We start from the raw sequence: 25,338 nt of genomic DNA, 5'->3' as shown, positions 1-25,338 counted from the left end.
CATGAGCAAGACACCGATCACCACCAAGGCAGACACTGAGCATCACCAACTCAGCACGCTTGATATTGAGCTGCGCCTGCTGCTGGAAGCCATCTACCTGCGATACAGCTATGATTTCCGTGATTATGCCGGCGCATCGCAAAAGCGCCGCGTGGTACAGGCCATACGCGCTTTCGATTGCCACTCGGTATCGGAATTGCAATCTCGCGTATTACATGAACCCGCCATGTTCATGCAATTGCTGCAATACCTCACCATCCCGGTGAGCGAAATGTTCCGTGACCCGGCTTACTTCGCCAAGCTGCGTACAGAAGTCCTACCTGTGCTCAGCACCTATCCCTCGCTCAAAATCTGGGTGGCAGGTTGCAGCACCGGGGAAGAAGTCTACTCGCTGGCCATCATGTTGAAAGAAGAGGGACTCCTCGACCGTTCGATCATCTACGCGACAGACATCAACCCGCAGTCTCTGGACAAGGCGAGGAAAGGCGTATTTCCGCTAGACCGCATGCAACTCTACACACGTAATTACCAGCAGGCAGGCGGGAAACGTGCATTTTCCGACTATTACACGGCGGCCTACCATGCCGCCCTGTTTGATCGCAGCCTCTGTGACAACGTGACCTTTGCCGATCATAGCCTGGCCACCGATAGCGTCTTCTCCGAAACCCACTTGATCTCCTGCCGCAATGTGTTGATTTACTTCAATCGCGGCTTACAGAACCGCGCCCTGGGCTTGTTCCACGACTCGCTATGCCATCGCGGCTTTCTCGGGCTGGGCAGCAAGGAGAGCATGGAGTTTTCCGATTACGGCCAACAGTTCGAGGCCATAGACAAGCGCGAACGGATATTCCGCAAACGATGAGCCAACATCCTCTTGATCATGCAGCACTGCGTGCTAGACCTCCGATTGACGCCATCATCGTCGGCGCATCAGCAGGTGGTGTAGAAGCCATGCTGTCCTTGTTCCGCCATTTGCCACCGCATTATCGCCTGCCCATCATTGCGGCACTGCATATGCAGGAAATGCGCGACAGCTTACTGGCTGACCTGTTCCAGCATTACGTTGCCTTCGAGGTAAAGGAAGCACAGGACAAGGAAACCATCCAGGGCAGCACTCTTTACTTTGCCTGCCCGGGCTATCATCTTTCGATTGAGCAATCGAGGCAGTTTTCACTGAGCTGCGAACCGCCACTACATTTCTCACGCCCCGCGATTGATTACCTGATGGAGTCGGCTGCCGATGCTTATGGCGAACACCTGGCCGGCATATTGCTCACAGGCGCCAACGAAGATGGTGCGGCAGGGCTACAGAAAATCCGGCAGGCAGGCGGCCTGACGATTGTGCAAGACCCTGCCGAGGCCGTGGCAGATACCATGCCCTTGTCTGCCATTAAGCTAGATCCGGGTCACTTGGTACTTGAGCTAGGAAAAATACAACAACTATTAATCGCCTTGGGAGAACAGCATGTCCACTGAGATTGAACATCTGCCCAGCAAACTGCTGATCGTTGATGACCTCGCAGAAAACCTGCAGGCACTAGAAGCGATTATTCGTGGGGAAAACCGCCTCATTTATCAGGCATCCTCTGGCGAAGCAGCCTTGTCCTTGATGCTGGAGCACGAGTTTGCCCTGGCAATTTTGGATGTACAAATGCCTGGGATGGATGGCTTCGAGCTGGCAGAACTCATGCGCGGAACCGCCAAGACGCGCCACATTCCGATTGTCTTCGTCACGGCAGCAGCCAGCGAGCTCAACTTTGCTTTCCGCGGTTATGAAACCGGGGCGGTAGATTTCCTCTATAAACCGCTGGAAGTCAACGCGGTGAAAAGCAAGGTCAATGTATTTGTCGACCTGCACCAGCAAAGGTTGGAAACACAACGCCAAGTCGCAGCCCTGGAATACAGCCGAAAACAGCAAGAAGCCCTGTTAAAGCAACTGCAAGTGACACAAGACGAGCTACAGCAATCCATCGCCATGCGTGACAGTTTCATGTCCATGGTAGCCCACGAGTTGCGTACCCCGCTCAATACCTTGTTTCTTGATGTGCAACTACGTACCCTGCAACTGGAACGTGGCAACCTGGCTGCTTTTGGCCAGCAAGAGCTAGTTCGCATGGTGGAACGGGACCGCAGGCAGATGAAAAGCATGATTCGCCTGATCGACGACATGCTCGATCTCACGCGTATCAACAGTGGCAAGCTATCCATTCGCCCTGTGCAACTAAATCTTGCAGAGCTGCTGGAGCGACTGGTCTCTGATTTAATGCCGCAGGCACAAGCGGCGGGGTACATCATGAACCTATCTATCCAAGACCGAGTAGCTGGGGAGTGGGACGCTTTTCGCCTGGAACAAATCATCGTCAACCTGCTAACCAACGCCATGCGCTACGGCAACAGCCAGCCCATTGATATCACCCTGCATCAAGACCATGACCATGCCATCATCGCCGTGCGCGACCGAGGTGTGGGCATTTCGGAACTAGACCAACAGCGCATCTTCTTAGCGTTCGAGCGCTGTGAAGGCAACCAGGTCAGCTCAGGCCTGGGGTTAGGCCTGTATATTGCCGGGCAATTGGCCGAAGCCCATCAGGGCAGGATTAGCGTCGACAGTGCACCAGGCGAAGGCTCCACGTTCACGTTGACACTGCCATTACGGATAACAGCGTAACAGGAGCAAAACAACAATAAAAAAAGAGCAGCGATCGCTGCTCTTTTTCCCATCACCTGGCCAAGAAGCCTAGTGCATAGATCAATGCTTGTCGAAGCGATCCAGCTCCATCACCTTGCTCCAGGCACTGACAAAGTCGTGGACGAATTTCTCCTTGGCATCGTCAAACGCATAGACTTCCGCCACTGCACGCAACTCCGAATTAGAACCGAACACCAGGTCTACCGGGGTTGCCGTCCACTTGAGCTTATCCGTGATGCGATCCCGCCCTTCATAAATTCCCTGGCCAGCAACGCCCTTGGACCACTTGGTCGACATGCTGAGCAAATTAACGAAGAAATCGTTGGTCAATGTACCGGGGTGCTCAGTAAATACGCCATTTTTCGAGCCTCCAGCATTGGCATCCAGCGCACGTAAACCACCTACCAGTACTGTCATTTCCGGCACGGTCAAAGTCAACAAATTGGCGCGGTCTATCAATGCCTCGGCAGGAGAGCGACGGTTATCCTTGCCATAGTAATTGCGGAACCCATCGGCCTTGGGCTCCAGTGCTGCGAATGACTTCACGTCAGTCTGCTCTTGTGCAGCATCCGTGCGACCAGGGGTGAAAGGCACATTGACACTATAGCCAGCATCTTTCGCTGCCTTTTCCACCGCCGCGGCACCACCCAGCACGATCAGGTCTGCCAGTGATACCTGCTTGCCACCGCTCTGGGCGTTGTTGAAATCCTTCTGGATAGTTTCCAGGCGTTTCAACACCTTGCCAACCTCGGTAGGATTATTCACCGCCCAATCCTTCTGCGGTGCCAGGCGCAAACGTCCGCCATTGGCACCACCACGCATATCAGTACCACGGAATGTCGCCGATGCAGCCCAGGCAGTCCTCACCAGCTCGGGCACAGTCAGGCCGGAAGCCAGTATCTTACCTTTCAGGCCAGCAATGTCGTTGCTATCAATGAGGGCATAATCCGCAGCGGGTACCGGGTCTTGCCATAACAGCACCTCAGACGGCACTTCACTACCGATATAGCGAGCACGTGGCCCTAGATCACGGTGCGTCAGCTTGAACCAGGCCTTGGCAAACGCCAGCTCGAACTCCTTGGGATTATCCAGAAAACGCTTGGAAATCTTGTGGTACTCCGGGTCGAGCTTCAATGCCAAATCGGTGGTAAACATGATGGGGGCATGGCGCTTGTCAGGCAGATGCGCATCAGGCACCAAGGTAGCGCCTTGTCCACCTTTTGGCACCCACTGAATTGCACCGGCTGGACTCTTGGTCTTTTCCCACTCGAAGGTATAAAGCCAGGTCAAATACTCATGTGTCCAGCGAGTAGGATTGGTAGACCAGGCACCTTCAAGGCCGCTAGTAATCGTGTCTTCCGCATTGCCCTTGCCACACTTGTTTTTCCAGCCAAAACCCTGCTCTTCAATGCCAGCAGCAGCGGGCTCAGCACCCACACACTTATGAGGATCAGCCGCACCATGCGCCTTGCCGAAGGTATGTCCACCAGCAATCAATGCCACGGTTTCCTCGTCATTCATCGCCATACGGCCAAAGGTCTCACGAATGTCCTTGGCAGCTGCCAACGGATCAGGGTTGCCATTCGGGCCTTCTGGGTTCACATAAATGAGGCCCATCTGTACTGCGGCCAGCGGATTTTCCAGCTTGCGCTGGCCGGTATAACGCTTATCACCCAGCCATTCCTTTTCTGGCCCCCAATAGATCATATCCGGCTCCCAGTCATCGGCGCGACCACCCGCGTAGCCAAAGGTCTTGAAACCCATCGATTCCAGGGCCACATTCCCTGCCAACACCATGAGATCGCCCCAGGAAATCTTGTTGCCGTATTTTTGCTTGACTGGCCAAAGCAAGCGTCTTGCCTTATCCAGGCTGACATTATCGGGCCAGCTATTGAGTGGCTCAAAACGCTGCTGGCCGCCACCTGCACCACCGCGACCATCGCCGACGCGATAAGTACCTGCACTATGCCAGGCCATGCGAATAAAAAACGGGCCATAGTGCCCGTAGTCAGCTGGCCACCATGGCTGTGATGTCTTCATTACCTGCTCGATATCCTGCTTCACCGCTTTGATATCAAGCGTCTTGAATTGCTCGGCATAATTGAATGCCTTGTCCATGGGGCTGGATTCTGCCGCATGCTGGCGCAAAGGCAGCAGGTCTAATTGCTCCGGCCACCAGAACTTGGGGGACTGTAATGCAGCTTCACCCGACACGGTTTGATACTGCTTGCCTGACTTATCTTCAGCCGCCTGAGCCTGGCTCGCCAACGTCGCAGCAGCCAATGCCAAGACCACTACCTTGGTATAGAAAATCGCACTCTCTTTCATTTCACCTTCTCCTCTGATTTTTTGTGGGTACTGGCTCCAGCCTATTCCCGCACTGGAGCCAGGAAATTCATGCATTAGTGCAGGATGCTCGATGCGAACAGGGCTAGGGACTTATCAACGTCCGGCTTGTCATTGCTGACAGCACTCGTCTGGCGCTCGCTCTTGCCCAGCAGGCTGTTGGCAAACTGTTGCAGGGATTGGTCGACATCGGGGCGCTGGTTGCTCACCGCCTCTGGCAGTGGTTTCCAGGTGCCAAGCAGGCTATTGGCGAAAGGGCGGATGGAATCAGCATGGGCGCTGGACATCGCGGAAGCCATCAAAATCATGGCGGCAAGTTGCGTAGTCTTTTTCATGATTATCTCCTTTAACAAATTCATGATTTAAGCGAAGCATTGAAACCCGGCAGTCCCTAGAATGGGCACTACCGCGTTTGTCAGCATTGAATGCTTTCACCGGAGATAACTGAAATTCATTTGCTCAATGACGCCATGGGCAATATCAATAAGGTAAAGAGGGGCTTCATGGTTACAATGCGCGAGAAACAACATGCAGCACGAACCAATGGCTTGGGGCAGGGAAACACCCAAGAGGTAAAGACATGAATTTGAGAGACTTGAACTACCTAATTGCAGTCGCCGACTGCAAAAACTTCAGCCAGGCGGCAAGCCAATGTGCTATCGGCCAACCTACATTGAGCGTGCAGATCAAGAAGCTTGAGGACTATCTTGATGTGCCCTTGTTCGTGCGCAACAAAAACCAAGTCGATATCACGGAGATTGGCGAACAAGTGGTTCAGGTTGCCCGCCGCATCGTCGCCGATGCAGAGCAAATCCGCATGATTGCGGCACAGGCACAGCTACCAACCTGCGGCAAGCTCTCACTTGGCGCATTTCCCTCCGTGGCCAGCTATGTGTTGCCGGAATATGTATTCCGCATCAAGCAACACTTTCCGGCGATGAAAATGCTGGTGATCGAGGAGAAAACCAATGCATTGATAGAGCTGTTGCTAAGCATGAAGCTGGATGCCGCCTTGCTGGCACTGCCGGTAAAACCGCAAGAGCTGGAAGCCAGCCCCTTGTTCGAGGACCCTTTTACCTTGGCGGTTGCCAGCGATCACGCCCTTGCCGATCACGACGAGGTTGATCTCAATGCGATCGATCAGGAAAACCTGCTTTTACTGGATGAAGGGCACTGTCTGCGCGACCAGGCACTGCAGATTTGCAATCCATCCCGATTCATCGAGGATGATTTTCGCGCCTCCAGCCTGGAAACCCTGCGCTTCATGGTCAAGAATGGCGTCGGGGTGACATTGATGCCGTCTGTGGCCATTCAGCCCGACGAAAGCGATATACGCTACATCAACATCCGCCAGAAACCCAGCCGTACCATTGCCCTGGTCTGGCATTGCCACCATCCCCGCCGCCGACTTTTGCAAGAGCTTGCCAGCCTCCTGGCCTACAAGCCAATTGCATAGGTACGCCATGCATAAGTAAGGCCACCTTATGCAACAAGTTCATCTCAACTTAACTCACCATGCTGCACACTTAAGACAACATCAAACCCTAGTCACAGGCCCTGTTTTAGCTCCCTCCCGCCCTGCCTAATCACGGTTCATCAAGCCTTGAACTTTCTGCTTGCCAGCACCTCTAAAAATAACACTATGGTAAGCAACCTAACAATTCTAATTCGTTAAATATTATGAGTTTTATTATCATTAACTGAATAATCGAGGGTAATCATATGCAACTTTTTAGAAAGCTTATCATTGCAGGAAGTCTAGGTGCTTTGCTGTCCACTGGCTTGGTGTTAACTACTGCCTATGCCGACCTGGATTTCCGCGGCACAATCTCGGGTGATCCGCTTGATTTCACGGGCGAAACGGAAACACCACAATTCAAGGAGTTCAAGAATACTGGCGTCAACCCGTACAACGGCGACCAGGAAGCCATGAATAAAGGCTATGTGATTTTTGCCACCGCCTGCTCAGGCTGTCATGGCCACCTTGCAGAAGGTAAGCTAGGCCCTGCACTCAGTGATGACTACTGGACCTATCCTGGCAACCGACAGGACAAAGGATTGTTTGAGACTATCTATGGTGGTGCCGATGGCCAGATGGGACCACAACAGGGCCTGCTTGAACCTGATGAAATACTGCATGTCATGAGTTGGGTGCGCGGCTGGCAAACCGAACCAGCAAAAACCAAGAAAGCCGTCGAGGCTTATGAAAAACGTAATAGTTAATCAAGCAACGTAAACACGCCACCGGCACACAACTAAGAATGCCGGTGGCATATGAGTTATAGAAACATCCCGCCTGAAGCCTCGATGCGTTGACCTGTGACCCAACCACTATCTTCCGACAATAGCAGAGCAACCAATGCACCAATATCATCTGGGAGCCCCACTCGCCCTAGAGCCGTCTGGTCAGCAACAAAGCGATTAATATCTGCATTGTCACGCACGGCACCTCCACCAAAATCTGTCTCGATTGCACCTGGAGCCAGCACATTGACACGGATTCCACGCGGACCAAGCTCCTTGGCGAGATAACGACTCAATGTTTCAATACCACCCTTCATTGCGGCATAAGCAGCATAGCCTGGCATGGTGAAGCGGGTAAGACCACTGGAGATATTCAGGATATGCCCTCCATCACACATCAAGGGTAACAACTTCTGCGTCAGGAAAAATACCCCCTTGAAATGTATATTCATCAAGCTATCAAACTGATGCTCGGTCGTCTCGGTAATCAGTTGATGTGTGCCGATACCAGCATTATTCACAAGAAAATCGAAATCCTGACGCTCCCATTGCTGCAAGGCCTGCTGCACACCACTGACAAACCCTGCAAAGCTGCTGCTATCACCCACATCAAGCTGCAACGCTACGGCTTTCGCTCCAAGCTGGCTGATTTCAGCCACGACCGCCTGGGCTTGTTCGATGCCACTGCGATAAGTAATGATGCTGTCCACGCCTTTGCGCGCAAGGTGCAAAGCCATGCTGCGGCCCAGACCACGATTTCCTCCAGTAATAATGGCAATCTTGCTCATGATGCATTCTCCTTAGGTCAATGTTGAATCAATCTGTGGCCAGTCTATTACTTGGATAAAAAATGATAAATCATCCAAAAATGATTAGACTGTTCATATAAATTGAACAAAATATATCCAAGCTACAGGAGCGTCAGGATTGGATAAATTGCATGCCATGACCGTTTTCACCCGAGTCGCCGAGTTATCCAGCTTTACCCAGGCGGCCAATAGCCTAGGTCTGCCCAAAGGCAGCATTTCGATGGCAGTACAAAACCTGGAAGCCCACCTGGGTACCCGGCTACTGCAACGCACAACGCGCAAAGTAGTGCTGACTCATGATGGACAAGTGTTTTACCAACGATGCAAAGATCTGCTGACAGACATGGATGAGCTGGAATCCATGTTCCAGCTTGATGAGAAAGGTATTCAGGGGCGCATCCGTATTGACGTTCCCCTGGCTGTTGCCCGCGAAGTGGTCATGCCTCACTTGCCTGACTTCCTGGCTCAACACCCAGGCATCAAGATAGAACTTAGCAGCACTGATCGACGGGTAGACGTGGTGGCAGAAGGTTTTGACTGCGTATTGCGCGTTGGCAATCTGGGCGACTCAGGCCTGGTAGCACGCTCAATGGGCGTACACAACACCATCAATTGTGCCAGTCCTATCTATGTGGAGAAATATGGCGCTCCCAGCACGCTGGATGATCTTAAACACCATTTCATGGTGCACTACGCACAGGTATTAGGGTCGGAGGATGCCTATTGGGAATACAGGCTAGGCGTCGAGATCAAGCGCATCAAGATGCCATCCATCATTACCGTCAACAATAGCGATGCGTATACCCAAGCGTGCCTGGCCGGGCTTGGCATTATTCAGGTACCACAAGCGGCGGCCAAGAAGCATCTTTCGCAAGGTAAGCTGGTGGAGTTACTTCCCGAATATCAAGCCGCTCCCATGCCTATCTCAATGCTGTATCCCAACCGTCAACACCAGCCACGCCGGGTTAAAGTGTTCATGGATTGGTTGGCCGAACGCCTACAAGACTACCTGGCTTGAATCAATTGCTGGCAAGACAGGAAGCCAGGTAGTTACGCCGAGTTTCTCCGTCCAGGTTCATTGCAGTAGCGCTAATTTGGCACTGCTTGCGTGCCTGGATGGCAGACGTATTGGTATAGGCCTGCGACACCACGCAATTGTTCAAATAGTGTTCGCGTACGTTGCCGTCCAGGTTCATGGCTGTGGCATTCACATGGCAAGCCTTCATGATCTGGAACTCGTCTTCTGCCACTGGCCTTGCCAAGGCAGGTAATGCAACAAACAGGGAAAGGAATAGGATAGACAAGGTTTTCATCGCGCTTTCTCCATCGTGTTGAACTCATATCACCAGCAAGTCTTGCGCTTGCCTCAACGGCATCTACTCTTGAGGAAGAGCGATACCTTGGAACGATATTACGCCATTTATGCTTGCCCGGCATCCTTGAATTTAGTACCGTAGGCCGCTCCTTTCAGCTTGAATTGAGATTGCATCATGCATGTTGTGCCCGATCCCATCACCCATCCTCACCCAGAATCGCTGCCTGCGGCATGGGCCGCTGTCATTCCTGAATTACAGCCGCTGTACAACAGCATTAGCGCGAACCTGGAAATGGAGGCAGATATACGCCCTAAACGTGGCCTGTGGTTCGAGGCCTTGCGGCAAGTTTCTCCATCCACGGCACGGGTAGTCTTGCTGGGGCAGGATCCATACCATGGCGAAGATCACGGCATACAGCAAGCCCATGGTTTGTCATTCTCGGTGCCAGACGGTGTGCGGCCACCACCATCATTGCGCAATATGCTGAAGGAGATGCAGTCAGACCTTGGACAAACCTTGGAAAGTGGCAACCTGATGCCGTGGGCAGAGCAAGGCATTTTATTGCTCAATGCCTCATTGACCACACGGGGTGGTGAGGCGGGCGCACACAGCAAGTTATGGCAGGCATTCACTCACGCATTGATCACCTACCTGGGCCAACGCGACACGCCGTTGGTATTCATTCTCTGGGGTAGCCACGCACAACAGTTCCGTGCATTGATCGCACCGCATCACCCCGTGATCAGTTCGGTACATCCTTCTCCGCTATCCGCCCATCGCGGCTTTTTCGGTAGCCAGCCATATTCAAAAGTGAACGCTGCCCTGCGTACATTGGGGCGAGCAGAGATTCACTGGGGCAAGTAAGCGGGCTGGATTTGCTGCGGCTCAGGGATGTTCGCGCGGACGCTCCAGCTGGGGTACGCGCCTAAGCTTGCTCATGTCATAACCATAGCTCTCGACCAAGCCACGTAGTTGTTGGTAATCCTGCTCACTGATGCTGGGAGTACGCGCCATGATCCAGACATAATCAAGTTTATCGCGCGTCACGATGGTGTTTGAATAATCATCGGCCACATGGCTGATCTTGTATTGCGCCTTGATCGGCCAGACAAACTGCATGCCCCATAAGGCATTGCCGCTACCTTCAATCACAAAGCCAGTCGGGTGGTATACCTTCATCGGGCCATGGATACCACCTTCATTGAAGGTAAATGTCGTGGCAATCGACCCATCAGGCTTGAGCGCATACGACTCAACGGCGTTATAGGATTGTTTCTCTATCCAGGTTGGGATATGGGCAATCACGTACCAACGTCCCATGAAACGCTCGATATCTACATGTGGAGCCAAAGGCAATGGCGTCTGTGTTGCACAGGCAGATAGCCCAAACATACTCATTAAGGCAGCCAACCAATGTTTACATGACATGATGAACTCCTTATTCGGCAATGAATGAACGCATCATCACCTCGCCTTGGGGGGCCAGGGGATGAAAGCACTAGTGCGGGAGATGTAATCGCGGTATTGCGGCCTGCGCTCATGAATGGTCTGCTCCAGCAATTTAACGCCGCTGACCCTGAGCAAGAGAAAAGTCATCATGAGCGGGCTGAATAGCGTCCACCATCCACCGGCCGCACAAGCCACCAAGTAGAATCCCCACCAAGTGATGGCCTCGCCAAAATAATTAGGGTGCCTAGACCAAGCCCATAAGCCACGATCAAGCACCTTGCCGCGATTAAGCGGGTCGCTCTTGAAACGATACAACTGCCAATCGGCAACCCCCTCATAAACGATCCCGATGACGCTTAACAGCAAGCCAGTAATATCCAGCCAATGCAGAGGTGCATCGCTTTGCACAGCAGCCACCAAAGGTACGGCAATCATCCAGGCTAGCAGCAGTTGCAGGCCAAACACGATATAGAGGCTTTTCAGCCAGAAATGGGGCGAGTTATTGGCGCGGATCTGTTGATAGCGATAATCCTCGGGTTTGCCCCAATTCCGAATGGTCAGGTAAGCCGCCAGCCTAGCCGCCCATAACACCACCACGATTAGCAACAGCACACTACGCTCGCTCAACACCTGGCCTTGTGCCACCCAGAATGCCGTGATGAGGAAGTAGATACTCCACATGCTATCGATGATATGCACATTGCGTTGGTAGAGGCTATACACCCAGCCGAGCAGACCAAAGATGGCAAGTGGCCATAGCGCCTGCCACCATAGCTGCCAGAATAAGGGATCAAGCGGCACGCGCCATCTCCTTGTCATGGAAACCATCATATCGACGGGCAAGATACACTGCGGCAGGCATGGCAAGGCTCCAGTTAATCGCAATCCCGATCAGACTCCAATCCTGGTGTAAATGGATAGCCCCCAGTTTTTCACCGGCCTGATAGGCCAGCACTGAACCCAACGCACCCAAGATTACCGAGAGCCAGTAGTGCGATTTGAGCCAGCGCAAGCTGACATTCAATGTTGTCGTGAACAATACCCACAGGCACCACATCCACGGTGGCAACCACTGGGCAGGCCAGGCGCTAGCGGGGAAAGAGAGCAAATGCAGGGACAGCAGCAATTGATCAAGCAATATGCCTAACAGGGGAAGCAGAATGAGCAATTTCAATTCCTGCCGCCAAGCAAACGCCTGGTAAAGATGCCAAGCTACTACAGGCACAGTGACTAGCAGGCCAAGCCATGGCATGTGATTCGCCGCACCATAGACACAAGCCAGCCACCCTAGCTGGAAAAACACGAAATTCAGGATAAGTGGGCGAGGTGCCATCTCAATCCTGGCGCTCGAACAGGTAATGGCTGACCCACCATTCCTGCCCATCGTTGTAGCCAAACAACTCTGCGCACGACATGTAGAAAATCCGCCAGCGGTTGAACCAGCGCTGTGCATCTGCGCCATAAGTATCGCGGAACACTTGCATGATAGGCGCGCTATTGGCATCCATCTTCTCCAGCCATGCATTCGCCGTCTTCTCGTAATGATCGCCACTCCAGCGCCATTGGCGCAATAGCCTGAGGTGCTGCTGAAAGTGCAATGGCAGGGCATCGCTAGGCATCATGCCTCCGGAGAAAAACAGCTCGCTCATCCAGTCGTCATTGCCCTGCGCCACGAAAGCATACGGCGTGAGACGGTGCACGAAGATGTGCATAAAGAAACGCCCCTGCGGCTTGAGCCAACCAGCGAGGCGTTCGAACAGCACCTGGTAGTTGCGCATATGCTCGAACATCTCCACGGAAACAATACGGTCATACTGCTGTTCTGCCATGAAAGCATTCATGTCGGCAGTGATGACAGTGACATTGTTCAAGCCACGCTGCCGCGCCGTGCTCTGGATGAAATTACGTTGGGAATGGGAGTTAGATACTGCAGTGATACGACTGCCTGGATAACGGTGAGCCATATAGAGCGTCAGTGAACCCCAGCCACACCCCAACTCAAGAATATCCTGCCCATCGGCAATCCCGGCATGGGCAACAGTAGCAGACAACGCCGCCTCCTCAGCACCATTCAAGCTATCCATACCTTCTGGCCAATAGCAGCAACTGTATTTCAGTTGCTGTCCCAGGCTCATGCGGAAGAAATCACTAGGAAGCTCATAGTGTTGTTCGTTGGCAAGCTCAGGCACCAGAGCCACCGGTGATTGACGCATCTGCTGCAAGAAGTCATCTTGCAGCTCGGCACTCGTAGCGACATCGTGCGAACTGACTTCCTGCAACCTGGCCTTGAGTAAATGCCGGATGCCAGCCCGGATAAGGCTGTCCGGCATATGGCCCTGCTCAGAAAGCCCAATGGCGTACTTGATTAACTGCATGATGTTGCTCCTCCATGAAAGGATACAAGCCAGCTAAGCGCGTGGCTGCAATCCCCCAAAACAAGTCGTCACGATGGCCTCCACGATCTCATCGTCCGTGAAAGCGCCACCCATCTTGAGAAAATCGATCACAGGGTCACAAGGCCGCGCATAAATGGTGTACAACACCACCTCTCCCGGCAACGATGGATTGATCTGGCCCAGTGCCTGGGCCGCGATAATCCAGCCACCCAGTATCTCGGTCAGCGCTTCCAGCTTACGCACGTATGGATCATGGCGTGTCATGAACTCATGAATGCTGGAACGCGTTGAAGGCAGGGTGGGCATACGGCCAGCCAAATGCTCCCGCACGCTCCACGCCACCAGCGCTTGCAAGTTATCAAGCGGCTTGTCCTCTTGAGCTTGCTGCTCTATCACCTGCAAGGTGCGCTCAACCAAGCGCGTCATAGTGGCAGCGGCCAACAACTCCTTGGAATCGAAATGCTTGTAAAGGCTGGCTTTGGATATACCTACCTCCTGCGCAATCTCGTCCATCGTCATCAAATCAAATCCCTTGCGCGCAAGGAAGCTATCCACTGCATCCAGGATAGCGCTCTCTCGCAAGGCAAACTGCCGCTCTTTCAAACTTGGTTTCACACTTTGGCTCATACTGGGTTCCTGCTATTTTTACCCATTATAAACCAACAAGTCACTTTGTAAACTGATTAGTTTCTATTTTAAACTTTTGTGTTATATTTACTACCAATTGGTATATCAGGGCTACGCATGCAAGCAATCAAGGACTTCCTCACCAGCCAGATGGGCAATGACAGCCCCGATTGGCAGCAGCAAGGATCCGGCCTCCTGACTTGGAGTGTATTCTCTATTTACCGTGCCACCCTGTGGACGGCAGGTACTTTAGAACTACATGAAAATCAGCCTGGCAATACTGCCTTTGCCCTGCAATTCGAGTATCTGCGCAATGTAAGTGCTGACTACATCATTGACGCCAGCCAAAGAGAGATGTTGCGCATTGCTTCAGCCGCTGACACAGCCATTGCGCAATGGACAGATCAATTACGTACCATCATCCCAGATGCAGGACGCGGCGACCTGCTGTGGATATTGTTTCTGCCAGAACAGCAGGAAGTACGCTTTTATAATGACGAACAACTGCTAGGCAGCATGGTCAGCAGCGGATTTCCACGAGCTTTTGCAGATATCTGGTTCCACCAGCAATGCCACAGCCCACGATTGCGCAATCAATTATTGGGAGAGGCGTAATGACACCAAGGCATCGCATTGCCGTTGTCGGCTCAGGTATTTCTGGGCTGGCTGCCGCCTGGCTACTGGCAAAAAAGCACGATGTCACTTTATTTGAAGCCAATCACTACTTTGGCGGCCATAGCAATACGGTAGATGTCAGGCTGGATGGCATCACCGCGCCAGTGGATACCGGATTCCTCGTGCACAATGACCTGACTTATCCCAACTTGGTCGCCCTGTTCCAGCACCTAGGCGTGCGCACCCATGAAAGTCAGATGACGTTCTCTGTTGCAGTTGAGGCTGCAGGGTTGGAATGGGCAGGCACCAATCTGGATAGCGTATTCTGCCAACGCCGCAACCTACTGCGACCACAATTCTGGTGGATGCTCATGGATATCCTGCGCTTCAACCGCCAAGCGCAGCATTATCTCAACACCATCCCTGATGAGCATTACACGCTGGGCAATCTGCTTGATCAACATGGATATGGCAACACCATGCGCGAGTGGTATCTTCTACCCATGGCAGCGGCGATCTGGTCATGCTCCACCGCATCAATGCTGGAGTTTCCCGCAGCAACCTTTTTGCGCTTCTGCCTCAACCATCGCTTGTTGCAAATCAATGAACGCCCTGCCTGGAAAACCGTCATGCATGGCTCACGGGAATATGTAAACAAGATGCTCAGCAGCATTCCGGATGCCCGGCTTAACTGCCCGATCACTGCTATCCAGCGTAGTACAGATCATGTCGCCATCCATAGTAAGCACGGGGTAGAGTACTTTGACCATGTCATCCTGGCATGCCATGCCCCCACCAGCTTGAGCCTACTGGATTGTGACGCAGAGGAGCGCCGAGTATTGAGCGCATTCCATACCCAACCCAACCTGGCGGTATTACATACGGATGCAGCATTGCTTCCCACCAATCAAAAAGCATGGGCCGCCTGGAACTACAACATGCCCATCCATAGCAGGCCGCAATACCCTGTCACTGTGAGCTACCTACTGAATCATTTACAGCCATTGCCCTGGCACCAGCCCGTGATTGTCACGCTGAATCCGCATACCGATATACGCCACGACAAAGTACTGGCGCAATTTGAATATGCGCATCCGCTGATGGATGCCACGGCCATCGCCGCCCAGAAAAATCTGCCAGATATACAGGGCCGCAACCGCGCCTGGTTCTGTGGTGCCTGGAGTGGTTATGGTTTTCATGAGGATGGCCTGAAATCAGCACTGCGAGTAGCACAGGCACTGGGTGTAGAAGCACCATGGAAAGCGGTTTATGACTGAGATAACCAACATGGAGCTGGGATTAGGCAAGGTGATACACACACGCACCCGTCCCTTGCCCCACCATTTTGTTTATCCGGTGTTCTGCTTACGCATTCCATTGCGTCAACTGGCCAATTTGCGCGCACGACAAAGCGGGGTATTTGCCGTCAATCGCTGGCGCCTGTTAAGTTTCCACGAGCGTGACCATGGTGACCGCCAAGGCGATTTGATAGGCTGGCTTGAGTGTCAGCTTACAAGTGCAGGAATGGCAATGCCTACTGGCGAAATCTGGTTACAAGCCATGCCTAGGGTACTGGGTTACGTCTTCAATCCAGTGAGTTTCTGGTATCTGCATGATGAAGACGGTACCCTGCGTGCCATCCTGGCAGAAGTCAATAACACATTTGGTGAGCACCATCAGTACTTACTTGTCGCGGAAGATAACAGTCCAATTGTGGCTGATACTGTGCTCGAATGCCGCAAGGCCTTTCATGTCTCGCCATTCTGCAATGTAAGCGGACACTATCAATTCAAGTATTCCGTATCAGGCCACCGCCACCACATGGCAATCAATTACTTTGATCATGACTCCACGCACACCCCGTTAATTGCCACCTCGATTAATTGCCATGTTGGCCCGGCCACCACACGCGCAATGTTCTCGGCTTTTTGCCAGATGCCACTCATGACGCTGGGTGTGGTATTCCGCATTCATTGGCAAGCATTACGCCTGTGGCTGAAGAAAACACCCTTCCACTCCAAACCAACAGTGCCTGAACAATCACTGACCTATAACCAAAGGAAACATGGCAATGAAAAGCAAGTCTAATCGCGCCCTGTCCCTACAACCTGTCACCAAACTTCCACTGCCAGGGCAGATGTTTTTCAGCATGCTGGATAAGCTGAAACAGGGCATGCTGAATGTCACCACACCGGATGGCTTGGTCCGCAGCTTTGGTCAAACATCCAGTGACGTCAATGCGCAACTACATATCCATGATTGGCAGGCAACCCACCTGATTCTGGTGCAGGGCGATATTGGCTTTGCCGAAAGCGTGCGCCGAGGCTGGGTAAGCAGCCCGGATCTACTGGCATTGTTCCGCCTGGCTATCCACAACCAGCAAGTGCTGGAACAAGCCATTCATGGCAAATGGTGGGCCTTGCTGGTGCGTCGGTTGTCACATCTCTGGCTGCACGCCAACAGTCGCTCTGGAAGTAAACGTAATATCCATGCGCATTACGACCTGGGTAATGATTTTTACCAGCAGTGGCTGGATCCCAGCATGACTTATTCCGCAGCATGGTTTGGCAAGCAACGGGAACAATCCCTGGAACAAGCACAGCATGCCAAATACCAGCGTATTCTGGATGAACTGGATGCGCAGCCAGGCCAGCATATCCTTGAAATTGGCTGTGGTTGGGGCGGCTTCGCAGAATATGCAGCTCAGCGTGGTTTCAAGGTGGATGGGATTACCCTCTCGCCTGCACAACTGGCATTTGCAGAACAACGCATACACAAACAAGGGCTGGATGCCCTGGTCACCCTCTGCTTGCAGGATTACCGTGATCTTGACGGGCAATATGACCATATTGTTTCGATTGAAATGCTGGAAGCCGTAGGTGAGACTCACTGGCAGACGTATTTTTCCATCCTGCAACAGTGCCTAAAGCCAGGTGGCAAAGTCGTAATTCAGTGTATTGATATTGCAGATCGCTATTTTCCGCACTATCGCAGCAGCACTGACTTCATCCAGCAATTTATTTTCCCGGGCGGCATGCTGCCCTGCCCCTCCAGCCTGTATACCCATGCCCAAAGAGCTGGGCTCAAGGTCAAGAGACTACAGTCCTTCGGCCAGGATTATGCCCACACCCTGCATCTGTGGCACCAGCGCTTCATGTCACAACTGAGTGCCATCCGCGCGCAAGGTTTTGACGATGCCTTCATTCGTCTATGGGAAATGTACCTCAAGTATTGCGAGGCTGGCTTCATTGAACAACGTACCGACGTCAAACTCTGGACATTGCATCGGTACTGATAAAGGAGGCTCACATGCGCATTTTGATCATCGGCTGGTTGCTGCTCGCCAGCATAGCCTGGGCAAAGGATACAGCGCCCACCTATCTTGAGCCAGATTTGCCGCAAGTAGCATTAGTGGGCAAGGGCGTATTGCGTTGGTTCGGCATCAAAGTTTATGAAGCTAGATTATGGGCAGAGCGTGGTCAATATACAGCAGACAAACCATATGCCCTGGAGCTGATCTACGGTCACACCTTTACTGCCGAGGAGCTGGCCAAGGAAGGTGCCAAGCAAATGCGCAAACAAGGGGTAGAGGAAGACAAGATTGCTCGCTGGACGCCGGTCATGCAGAGCGCTTTCACCGACGTCAAAGCAGGTGACAGCCTAACTGCCTTGTTACTACCGGATCAAAGCCTGCGTTTCTTCAGCAATGGCGAAGTGACCTCCACGATTAATGATGCCGAGTTCAGCCGCCGCTTTCTGGATATCTGGCTAGGGACCAGGACCACTGAACCTAAGCTACGGCTGAAACTCATCGGCCAACCCTGAGTTATCTCCTGGACAACAAATCTATCGCTGTCAGGATGACATAAGTCGTGGGATCGTACACGACGTTATAACCTTGATAGTAGCCAATCACATACCCCGGTGGAGGAGGTGGCAAGGTGCGTAACACATGCACGGGCACAGGCGTGATATAAGGCCGGTAAGCTGGCATGACGACATAGCCGGGCCTGAAGTCTGGCCTGCGACCCCAGTGCGCATTGCGGAAGCTGCGTTGGTACTGGTTATACAACCTCATCCTATCCTGGTCACGAAACTGGTAATACACATTTTGCTGGACCATGACTGGATGTCCGCCGCGATCCCAGCCCTTACCGCCACGCGGGCCACGTTCAGCATGGCCTCGCTCCTGGCCCTTATCCCAGCGATGTTCATGACGTGGGCCCCGATCAGGCCTATCGTCGGGGTGCGCATATGCCACGCCTTGGGCAAGAGCGGTCGACAACATAACCACAGCCAGCGCTGACCATACCTTGTTCTTGTTTGAATCCTTCATGATGTCCTCCTGATACCGCAGTATCGCAATGCTATTAATCCCCGATACCTGCAAACTACTTGATTCACGATGATTGTTATTGTTGGTAATAATCTGGCGGCACGCCAGCGGATAGCGGCTCACCACGATATCCAGGAGGCGGTGGTGGAGGCGGCACACTACGACGTACTGGCTCTGTTTGCTGGCGCATCTGCGCAAGGTTACCCGACACTGCCACCTTGTGCCCCTTGGCATACATACATTGCGTATAAGCATTGTCATAACGCTGTTGCGCAGTATCGTAAGAATCAGCCGCCATGCCGGCTCCTGCCATGGTGCCAAACAACAGGCCAGAGCCAGCACCCACAGCGGCACCTTCATGCCCACCTACTGCAGCGCCAAGCAAGCCTCCGACCACAGTACCCACAGCAGCACTGGTCACAGCGCTATCCTTCGCCGCGGCTTTTGCCGAGCCGCTCTGCTCCAACCCAAACTGCCGGCATACACTATCGTCATAACGAAACTGGTCAAAACTCTTGGTACTGCCCGGCAACGCCATGCGACTTGGGCCATCCGGCGGTACACTGGCGCAGGCACTCAATAGCAGTACTGGGAGCCATACAGCAAGGCGTTTCATGATCATTCCTTCCATTACCGTGCAGGTTGCGGAGCAACCTTCTGCCAGCCAGCAGGGCACTCTTTCACATAAGGGTAATATCCCTCAGGCTGCTTGCAGTAATACCAATACCCATTATCAGCCACCTCTGGCACTGCGCTTGGCTGCGGCGTCTGCTCAACATACACAGGCGGTGCAACAGGTGCAGGCGTCACCACCACGGGTGGATAATAGGGATAGATTGGCGGCGGGACGACATAGTACGGACGGGGATAATATGGCCCCCAGCCTGGGCCATAAAAGCCAGGACTGAAATAGAAACCAACATTGGGACCTCCATGGCGGTGGCCTCCATGCCAAGGATCAGCCTGAACACCTGCACTCAGCAGCAAGCTACCAGCCAGCGTTAAAAGCGTCATCAACCGTTTTGACATTACCACCATACACCTCAATTCATCCCTTACCTGGAAAGTAACGGTAAGACTGGCAAGGATGAGCCTAAGTTTGTAGGATTAATGTAAAGTTTGGTAATTCCGGGTAAACGCGCGGCACAAGCTATCCAGGTTCTATAGATGATCGAAACGGCCACTCATCTCCTTTGAACTCGCAAGCATTCCAACTGCACGCTATGCTGAATCCAAGTCCCTTGTCACAGACCTGCAACAAAGTTGCTTTTTTAATCCTCATTACGCTAGAATCATCCTGTCATACCAATCTGCAACTGTGATGCACATCATCCGTTTCTCCATCCTAAAACTCGTCAACTGGGACAAATTCGGCAACTTTGTCTCCATGCTGTGCCTGATTCACTGTACCGTGCTGCCGTTGCTGGCCATGGTATTGCCGCTTTCCGTGTTTCTGGATGAGAGCGTGCATGTATGGCTGTTCATCGCCTTACTACCTGCTGCTATTTTTGGTGCATGGTCAGGTTGGCGTCATCATGGTGATGGCAAGCCCAGCCTATTGCTCGCCGCAGGCCTTGCCCTGGTGGGTAGCGCAGCCTTTCTGCCAATGAGCACGACAGCCGAAATTGCCGTGACGATACCGGGCAGTCTGCTATTGATTGCCGGCCACACTCTCAATCGCCGCCTTAACCTCATCTCCCATATTGCTGGCACCAGCCCAGCCAATCCATAACAGCCTTAATAAATTCCATATTTCCCGGAACTTTGGCTTTGTAGGTTCCTCCATAAAGGTCTATAGTCTTGGCTGGGAGCTGTTTTACCGAGCTGTATAGGCTCGTGCGCTGTTGTAGCTCTCGTTTCTATCCACCCTACTTAACAAGAAGCAATCATTATGAGTACAAATACTGCAGATATTGGCCTCATTGGTTTAGCAGTCATGGGGCAGAACCTAGCACTTAACATCGCAGATCACGGCTATACGATCTCCGTCTACAACCGCGACCCGGAAAAAACGCGCAAATTCACCGCACATTGCAAGGAAAACGAGCCCTCCGCCGCCAAGCTGAAAGGCTTTGAAGACCTCGCCACCTTTGTATTGAGCATCAAACGCCCACGCAAAATCGTGCTGTTGGTCAAGGCAGGCAGCGCCACCGATGTCACCATCAACGCTCTCATTCCTTTCCTGGAAGAGGGCGACATCATCATCGATGGTGGCAATGCGCTCTGGACTGACACCATTCGCCGCGAGAAGGAACTCAAGGCGAAAGGCCTGGAATTCATTGGTTCAGGCGTATCAGGTGGTGAAACAGGTGCACGCTTTGGCCCATCCCTCATGCCCAGCGGTACACGCAAGGCATGGTCATCGCTCGAACCGATTTGGCGCGACATTGCTGCCAAGGTAGATCCACGCACCGGCAAGCCAATTGAAGGCGCTGAGCCCGGCAAGCCCGTGCAAGGCGGCTTCTCCTGTGCCGAATATATCGGCCCTGATGGCGCTGGGCACTATGTCAAGATGGTGCACAACGGCATCGAATATATCGACATGCAGTTGATCTGCGAAGCCTACTGGCTGATGAAGAACCTGCTTGGCATGCGTGCAGACGAGATCGGCAAGGTATTCGAGGAATGGAACAAGGGCGAACTGTCGAGCTTCCTGATCGAAATCACCGGCGACATCCTGCAACAAAAAGACCCCTCTGGTGACGGCTTCCTCGTAGACAAGATCATGGATGCCGCAGGCCAAAAAGGTACAGGTCAATGGACTGCCGCCAACGCACTGGAACTGGGCTCACCGGCCAACGCAATCGCCGCCGCCGTGTTTGCGCGTGCCCTTTCTACCGTCAAGGATGAACGTGTGGAAGCCAGCACCATCCTCAAGGGCCCCACCATCAAACTGGAAGCCGACCGCGAAAAGCTGATCGAGGCGATCCGCAATGCGTTGTATTGCTCCAAGATCTGCGCTTACGCTCAAGGTTTCCAGCTCATGGACAAAGCTCAGGTTGCTTACAACTGGAAGCTCAACTTCGGTGAGATCGCACAAATCTGGCGTGGCGGTTGCATCATCCGCGCCCGCTTCCTGCAAAAAATCACCGATGCTTATGCGCTTGATTCACGCCTCAAGAACCTGATGCTAGACCCTTACTTCACCGAAGCACTGGATGAAGGCCAGGAAAGCTGGCGCGAAGTGGTTTCACTGGCGGTGCGTAACGGCATCCCGGCGCAGGCATTCTGCGCAGCGTTGTCCTACTATGACGGCTACCGTAGCGCAACACTGCCTGCCAACCTGTTGCAGGCACAACGCGATTACTTTGGTGCCCACACCTACGAACGCACAGACCAGCCACGCGGCCAGTTCTTCCATACCGACTGGCCGGAACCGGATCGTCCGCAGCTCAAGGTATAAGCACGTAGATAAGCGAGGGAGTCTTTACTCCCCGCCTTGCAAGGTTGCGGCAATCGCTCGCAGCTCCGCCTTTGGGTCGGCATACTCCTCATACTCATGCGGGGTACGTCGATACCAATAGCGGCTATTCCACTCATCTCCCTCGATTTTGTGCAGCACAGCGTGTATCCAGTGTGCCATCACCTCATCCGATGCTTGCGCAATCTCATGCGCCCCATTCCAATCGTCATGCAATGCAAGCTCAACGGCCTGCTGCAATGATCGCGGCATCACATTACCTCCTGGTTTTTACATCCGTTAATTCATGTAAATTTTGCAGACTGGTATTTAGCACCCTGCAAAATTTACATGAATTAACATTGTCAAACACATCAATAGAATATAACCCACTGATTTACATAGTCACAAAACTGCACAAAAGATCACATACATCTTGGCATTAGAATTGCGACAGATACATGACTTTCATGACGTCATGTATCCGATGCGCAGCCTAAATACTTCCACCCGCTTGATTTACTTCTATCTGCTTAGCTATTTTCCCGTCGCATGGCTTGCCTCAGATAGCATTCAGTTACAAGAAGCATGGCAAGCAGGCCTCACCAGCTTTGCCCTTGTTGCGGCAAGCTGGCTCTCGTATAGCGCTTATTATCTACTTCCCTCCGCGCTGTTAACCTGGCTTGTCTATCGGTTATTACGCAAGCATACCTGGCCTGCCTACGTCACGGGCGTGCTCACCACCAGCGTCACCACCTTGCTACTGTATGCCAATGCCAAGCTCTATACGCTGTATGGCACCTTCATCAATGGCTTCATTATCAACCTGGTGACAACGCCAGGCGGTATCGATTCGCTGGGCGGCAGTGCAGAATCCAGCCTGGGTTTCGGGTTGATTGCTGCCGGATTCGTTATCCTGCAACTCGCCTTGTTGTTTCTGGCTCATCTTCTAGGCAAGCAACGCCGGACAACCAAGGCCCCTTCCCTGAAATGGGCCATCACACTCTTGCTGTTGGCAACTGTAGGCGTCCACCTAGGGTATGCAGCACAAGATGCCATGGGCAAGACCGCCACGACAGAGCTGGCCGAGCAAGTGCCTTTCTTCCAGACTGTCACCGCCAAGGGCCTGTTCAAGCACCTGGGGATGAATATTGCTGAACGGCCTAAACTGCGCATTGATGGTCGACTGAATTACCCTTTAAATCCCTTGTCCATCAAGGCTCCCGCCAAGCCGTACAACATCCTCTGGCTCACGGCAGAATCCTGGCGCGCGGACATGCTTAACCCCGAAGTCATGCCGCGTACCTGGGAATTCGCACAGCGAGCACAACGCTACACTCACAACTACAGCGGCGGCAACGGCACGCGCATGGGCGTGTTCAGCATGTTCACCGGGCTACCGGGTAATTATTGGTTCCCCTTCCTGCGCGATCAGCGCGGCGCCGCCATCATTGATGTATTGCAGCAACAAGGCTATGACATGAGCCTCTATACCAGCGCCATGTTCAGCTACCCGGAGTTTGATCGCACTATCTTCAGCCATGTGCCCGTTGAACATATGCAAGCCCTACAAAAAAACGGCAAGCCAGGCTGGATGAACGACAGGCAGAACGTCAACGACCTGCTGCACTTCATCGGCAGTCATGACCAATCCAAGCCGTTTTTTAGTTTCATGTTTTTCGAGTCACCGCATGCCCGCTATTACTTTCCTGAAGAAAGCGTCATTCGTCGCCCATACAAGGATGACATCAACTATGCCACGCTGAGCCGGGAAGCACTGATGCATGACATCGAGCCGATCAAGAACCGCTACATCAACGCCGTGCATCATCTCGACAGCCAGTTTGGCCGCATTTTTGATTACCTAGAACAGCACCAGTTGCTTGATCACACCATTGTCATACTGGTCGGGGATCATGGCGAGGAGTTCATGGAGCGCGGCTATTGGGGCCACAATTCCACCTTCGTCAACGAGCAAGTGCGCACCCCGTTGGTGCTTTGGCTACCCGATGTGCCAGCAGGTGTTCACGACAAGCTTACGAGCCATATGGACATCGTGCCCACCCTGATGCCTTATCTTGGCGTGGAAAACCCGGTGGCTGACTATGCACTGGGTCACGATCTCTTGCACGGTCCAGAACGGCAGTACGCGTATATTTCCGACTGGAGCCGGATCGCTTATGTCGACAAGGCCATCAAGCTCTCCATGAATGTCAGTGGGTATGCCAGGAGCAAGATCAGCAGTGCCAACGACGAGGCACTCAATCCTGCCGGTAACGCGGAGGCGCAAAAACAACAGGTCAACATCATGCTGCAAATCATGCATGACCTGACGCGCTTCCTGGATAAAACATCATGAAGTCAGGAGCATCACCATGCAGTTTTTCAGTCAATCTCTGCTACGCATCGCCAACGCGCTGGCACTAGGCGTCATCTATATTCAGCATATGATCATGGATATCGCGGAAAAGCTTTTTTAGTCAACAATTGTCATCGCTACTTTTCCGCTCACTACACAAGCCGAAATTCGCAGTAAGATAAGCAGGTAATCCCCAACGCCAGCCTTTGGCGCAATCACCCCCACGAGGAGAATCTTGCAATGAAACTGCTAATGAGCACCCTGTTGTTATCTATTCTCTGTATCAGCACTGCCCAGGCCAACCCACAGCAGGAGAAGATGAAATCCTGCAATACCGAGGCAGCCTCCAAAAACCTGAGCGGTGATGCGCGCAAGGACTTCATGAAATCATGCTTATCCGCCACTGCCGATACCCCCGCCAATAGCCAGCAGGAACGCATGAAATCATGCAACGCCTCAGCAGGCGAAAAAAGCCTCAAGGGCGACGAGCGCAAGGCATTCATGAAGAACTGCCTTTCCGGCGCACCTGAAGCCGCAGGCAATACCCAGCAACAAAAAATGAAAAGCTGTAATGCCGAAGCAGGCAAAAAGAGCCTGACAGGTGATGCCCGCAAAACCTTCATGAAAAGTTGCCTCTCCGCCAACTAAGCCCTCCTGAAGCCAGCCCACTGCCCACTTGCGGGGCTGGCTTGCCAACACTTCACCCACACATCTGCTGCATAGCCCTGCCGGAATCGCCTCCGGCGCGATAG

The 25,338-nt window shown here is 52.9% G+C and carries 29 protein-coding genes; 16 read left to right on the top strand and 13 right to left on the bottom strand.

Annotated elements, in window-relative coordinates; all coding sequences use genetic code 11:
• Position 1 precedes the first annotated feature (1 nt).
• Genes LG202_RS11515 through LG202_RS11505 form a run of 3 tightly spaced genes read left to right on the top strand, consistent with a single transcriptional unit; the run spans position 2 to position 2,668 of the window.
• Positions 2–862: a CheR family methyltransferase gene (locus tag LG202_RS11515; protein WP_230348518.1), complete on the top strand. Its 861-nt coding sequence runs from the start codon at positions 2–4 to the stop codon at positions 860–862.
• Positions 859–1,476: a chemotaxis protein CheB gene (locus tag LG202_RS11510; protein ID WP_230348517.1), complete on the top strand. Its 618-nt coding sequence runs from the start codon at positions 859–861 to the stop codon at positions 1,474–1,476. The genes LG202_RS11515 and LG202_RS11510 overlap by 4 nt, the downstream gene beginning before the upstream one ends.
• Positions 1,466–2,668, top strand: a complete 1,203-nt coding sequence (locus LG202_RS11505; RefSeq protein ID WP_230348516.1) for a hybrid sensor histidine kinase/response regulator — start codon at positions 1,466–1,468, stop codon at positions 2,666–2,668. The genes LG202_RS11510 and LG202_RS11505 overlap by 11 nt, the downstream gene beginning before the upstream one ends.
• Before the next feature lie 81 nt (positions 2,669–2,749).
• Here LG202_RS11505 and katG read toward each other — a convergent pair whose 3' ends face one another.
• Complete coding sequence (katG, locus tag LG202_RS11500) at positions 2,750–5,017, bottom strand: catalase/peroxidase HPI (protein WP_230348515.1); 2,268 nt, start codon at positions 5,015–5,017, stop codon at positions 2,750–2,752.
• Between the two features lie 74 nt (positions 5,018–5,091).
• Positions 5,092–5,370 carry a hypothetical protein gene (locus LG202_RS11495; protein WP_230348514.1) on the bottom strand — a complete coding sequence of 93 codons (279 nt, stop codon included), beginning with the start codon at positions 5,368–5,370 and terminating at the stop codon, positions 5,092–5,094.
• Between the two features lie 245 nt (positions 5,371–5,615).
• On the opposite strand from LG202_RS11495, the gene LG202_RS11490 reads away from it, so the two are divergent.
• The gene (locus tag LG202_RS11490) at positions 5,616–6,491 is read left to right on the top strand and encodes a LysR substrate-binding domain-containing protein (protein WP_230348513.1); all 876 of its coding nucleotides are present in this window, start codon (positions 5,616–5,618) and stop codon (positions 6,489–6,491) included.
• Between the two features lie 266 nt (positions 6,492–6,757).
• Positions 6,758–7,258, top strand: coding sequence for a cytochrome c(L), periplasmic (gene moxG, locus LG202_RS11485; protein ID WP_230348512.1), 501 nt, complete (start codon positions 6,758–6,760; stop codon positions 7,256–7,258).
• Between the two features lie 56 nt (positions 7,259–7,314).
• Here moxG and LG202_RS11480 read toward each other — a convergent pair whose 3' ends face one another.
• A complete protein-coding gene (locus LG202_RS11480) occupies positions 7,315–8,067 on the bottom strand; it encodes an SDR family NAD(P)-dependent oxidoreductase (RefSeq protein ID WP_230348511.1) in 753 nt (250 codons plus the stop codon).
• A gap of 139 nt (positions 8,068–8,206) precedes the next feature.
• Here LG202_RS11480 and LG202_RS11475 point away from each other — a divergent pair, with 139 nt between their 5' ends.
• Positions 8,207–9,106, top strand: a complete 900-nt coding sequence (locus LG202_RS11475) for a LysR family transcriptional regulator (protein ID WP_230348510.1) — start codon at positions 8,207–8,209, stop codon at positions 9,104–9,106.
• A gap of 1 nt (position 9,107) precedes the next feature.
• Here the strand turns inward: LG202_RS11475 and LG202_RS11470 are convergent, their stop codons facing one another.
• Positions 9,108–9,401, bottom strand: coding sequence for a hypothetical protein (locus LG202_RS11470; protein ID WP_230348509.1), 294 nt, complete (start codon positions 9,399–9,401; stop codon positions 9,108–9,110).
• Positions 9,402–9,578: 177 nt separating this feature from the next.
• Here LG202_RS11470 and LG202_RS11465 point away from each other — a divergent pair, with 177 nt between their 5' ends.
• Positions 9,579–10,268: a uracil-DNA glycosylase gene (locus LG202_RS11465; protein ID WP_230348508.1), complete on the top strand. Its 690-nt coding sequence runs from the start codon at positions 9,579–9,581 to the stop codon at positions 10,266–10,268.
• A gap of 21 nt (positions 10,269–10,289) precedes the next feature.
• Here the strand turns inward: LG202_RS11465 and LG202_RS11460 are convergent, their stop codons facing one another.
• From LG202_RS11460 to LG202_RS11440, 5 genes are read right to left on the bottom strand one after another with little or no spacing between them, the layout of a single operon-like run.
• A complete protein-coding gene (locus LG202_RS11460) occupies positions 10,290–10,832 on the bottom strand; it encodes a lipocalin family protein (RefSeq protein ID WP_230348507.1) in 543 nt (180 codons plus the stop codon).
• 36 nt (positions 10,833–10,868) lie between these two features.
• Complete coding sequence (locus LG202_RS11455; RefSeq protein WP_230348506.1) at positions 10,869–11,672, bottom strand: DUF1295 domain-containing protein; 804 nt, start codon at positions 11,670–11,672, stop codon at positions 10,869–10,871.
• The gene (locus tag LG202_RS11450; protein ID WP_230348505.1) at positions 11,644–12,186 is read right to left on the bottom strand and encodes a DUF2878 domain-containing protein; all 543 of its coding nucleotides are present in this window, start codon (positions 12,184–12,186) and stop codon (positions 11,644–11,646) included. Before LG202_RS11450 ends, LG202_RS11455 begins: the two co-directional genes overlap by 29 nt.
• Before the next feature lies 1 nt (position 12,187).
• Entirely contained in the window at positions 12,188–13,228 is a 1,041-nt protein-coding gene (locus LG202_RS11445; RefSeq protein WP_230348504.1) for an SAM-dependent methyltransferase, read from the bottom strand.
• Positions 13,229–13,261: 33 nt separating this feature from the next.
• Complete coding sequence (locus LG202_RS11440) at positions 13,262–13,876, bottom strand: TetR/AcrR family transcriptional regulator (RefSeq protein ID WP_230348503.1); 615 nt, start codon at positions 13,874–13,876, stop codon at positions 13,262–13,264.
• Between the two features lie 117 nt (positions 13,877–13,993).
• Between LG202_RS11440 and LG202_RS11435 the strand changes: the two genes are divergently transcribed.
• The 5 genes from LG202_RS11435 to LG202_RS11415 are packed head-to-tail and all read left to right on the top strand — an operon-like array spanning position 13,994 to position 18,316.
• Positions 13,994–14,491, top strand: a complete 498-nt coding sequence (locus tag LG202_RS11435; protein WP_230348502.1) for a chalcone isomerase family protein — start codon at positions 13,994–13,996, stop codon at positions 14,489–14,491.
• A complete protein-coding gene (locus tag LG202_RS11430; RefSeq protein WP_230348501.1) occupies positions 14,491–15,768 on the top strand; it encodes an NAD(P)/FAD-dependent oxidoreductase in 1,278 nt (425 codons plus the stop codon). The genes LG202_RS11435 and LG202_RS11430 overlap by 1 nt, the downstream gene beginning before the upstream one ends.
• Positions 15,761–16,579, top strand: a complete 819-nt coding sequence (locus LG202_RS11425; RefSeq protein ID WP_230348500.1) for a DUF1365 domain-containing protein — start codon at positions 15,761–15,763, stop codon at positions 16,577–16,579. The genes LG202_RS11430 and LG202_RS11425 overlap by 8 nt, the downstream gene beginning before the upstream one ends.
• A complete protein-coding gene (locus tag LG202_RS11420; RefSeq protein ID WP_230348499.1) occupies positions 16,563–17,786 on the top strand; it encodes a class I SAM-dependent methyltransferase in 1,224 nt (407 codons plus the stop codon). The genes LG202_RS11425 and LG202_RS11420 overlap by 17 nt, the downstream gene beginning before the upstream one ends.
• Before the next feature lie 14 nt (positions 17,787–17,800).
• The gene (locus tag LG202_RS11415; protein WP_230348498.1) at positions 17,801–18,316 is read left to right on the top strand and encodes a chalcone isomerase family protein; all 516 of its coding nucleotides are present in this window, start codon (positions 17,801–17,803) and stop codon (positions 18,314–18,316) included.
• A gap of 1 nt (position 18,317) precedes the next feature.
• Here the strand turns inward: LG202_RS11415 and LG202_RS11410 are convergent, their stop codons facing one another.
• From LG202_RS11410 to LG202_RS11400, 3 genes are all read right to left on the bottom strand, one after another.
• Positions 18,318–18,827 carry a hypothetical protein gene (locus tag LG202_RS11410; RefSeq protein WP_230348497.1) on the bottom strand — a complete coding sequence of 170 codons (510 nt, stop codon included), beginning with the start codon at positions 18,825–18,827 and terminating at the stop codon, positions 18,318–18,320.
• 76 nt (positions 18,828–18,903) lie between these two features.
• Positions 18,904–19,443, bottom strand: a complete 540-nt coding sequence (locus LG202_RS11405; protein WP_230348496.1) for a YMGG-like glycine zipper-containing protein — start codon at positions 19,441–19,443, stop codon at positions 18,904–18,906.
• A gap of 14 nt (positions 19,444–19,457) precedes the next feature.
• Positions 19,458–19,856, bottom strand: coding sequence for a hypothetical protein (locus LG202_RS11400; protein ID WP_230348495.1), 399 nt, complete (start codon positions 19,854–19,856; stop codon positions 19,458–19,460).
• A 292-nt stretch (positions 19,857–20,148) separates the two neighbouring features.
• Here LG202_RS11400 and LG202_RS11395 point away from each other — a divergent pair, with 292 nt between their 5' ends.
• Complete coding sequence (locus tag LG202_RS11395) at positions 20,149–20,559, top strand: MerC domain-containing protein (protein WP_230348494.1); 411 nt, start codon at positions 20,149–20,151, stop codon at positions 20,557–20,559.
• Between the two features lie 159 nt (positions 20,560–20,718).
• Positions 20,719–22,230, top strand: coding sequence for an NADP-dependent phosphogluconate dehydrogenase (gndA, locus tag LG202_RS11390; protein ID WP_230348493.1), 1,512 nt, complete (start codon positions 20,719–20,721; stop codon positions 22,228–22,230).
• A gap of 24 nt (positions 22,231–22,254) precedes the next feature.
• Here gndA and LG202_RS11385 read toward each other — a convergent pair whose 3' ends face one another.
• A complete protein-coding gene (locus LG202_RS11385) occupies positions 22,255–22,500 on the bottom strand; it encodes a hypothetical protein (RefSeq protein WP_230348492.1) in 246 nt (81 codons plus the stop codon).
• 163 nt (positions 22,501–22,663) lie between these two features.
• On the opposite strand from LG202_RS11385, the gene LG202_RS11380 reads away from it, so the two are divergent.
• A complete protein-coding gene (locus LG202_RS11380; protein ID WP_230348491.1) occupies positions 22,664–24,586 on the top strand; it encodes a sulfatase-like hydrolase/transferase in 1,923 nt (640 codons plus the stop codon).
• A gap of 240 nt (positions 24,587–24,826) precedes the next feature.
• A complete protein-coding gene (locus LG202_RS11375; protein ID WP_230348490.1) occupies positions 24,827–25,234 on the top strand; it encodes a PsiF family protein in 408 nt (135 codons plus the stop codon).
• The last annotated feature ends 104 nt before the right edge of the window (positions 25,235–25,338 follow it).

The organism is Methylobacillus methanolivorans, assembly GCF_054588515.1.
This window is presented reverse-complemented; position numbering and strand designations above follow the sequence as displayed.